Annotated in this window: 1 protein-coding gene; it reads left to right on the forward strand. The window is 41.2% G+C overall.

Annotated features, from left to right (window positions below; genetic code table 11):
- Positions 1 to 215: 215 nt before the first annotated feature.
- The coding region (locus CKO50_RS05050) for a GAD-like domain-containing protein (RefSeq protein WP_255229433.1) at positions 216 to 664 on the forward strand (449 nt) is incomplete at its 3' end.

Below are 664 nucleotides of genomic sequence, written 5' to 3' on the forward strand. Positions count from 1 at the left end.
GGGGATAAAACACGCGTGGAATTAATGGATGAGCAAGTTGAAAAAGCATTTAAAGAATATGGCCCAGATGCCAAGTTGAACATTCAACTTGAGCGTTGCCCGTTAAACAAAAAGTAAAGTAGAGAACACCATGATAGAGACGAATGATGACGCATTAGNATTTTCTAAGCAAATTTAGCCAACCAACAACAATCATACCTGCGACTACCGCTGATATAGAGGCGTATCGAGGTAAGCTGCCTGACAAGCTACTTGAATACTGGCAAATACTCGGTTTCAGTGGCTTTGCCGATGGTTTATTTTGGCTGACAAATCCAGCGGATTATCAAGACATCCTTGACCGATTTTTAGAAGATACCCCGTTTGAGCAAGATGATATTTATTATGTTATTGCGCGCAATGCTTGGGGTGAACTTCAGATTTACGGCGAAAAAACAGGTGAATCCCTTGAAATCAGCCCGCACCTTAACTGGATAACAACAAGTGAAGGAAGCGAGCAAGATATTGCAGCTGGTAAGGCTAACCTAACTGCAAAAAATTTTATAGCATTTCAAAGCCCTGAATACCTTGATATTAAAAATAACCAAGGGAAACCACTTTTTCCTGCGACATTAAAAAAACATGGGCCACTCAATGCCGATGAAGTGTACGGCTTTGCGCCATT

Source organism: Pseudoalteromonas sp. HM-SA03 (genome assembly GCF_002289345.1).
In the GTDB taxonomy this organism is placed as follows: domain Bacteria; phylum Pseudomonadota; class Gammaproteobacteria; order Enterobacterales; family Alteromonadaceae; genus Pseudoalteromonas.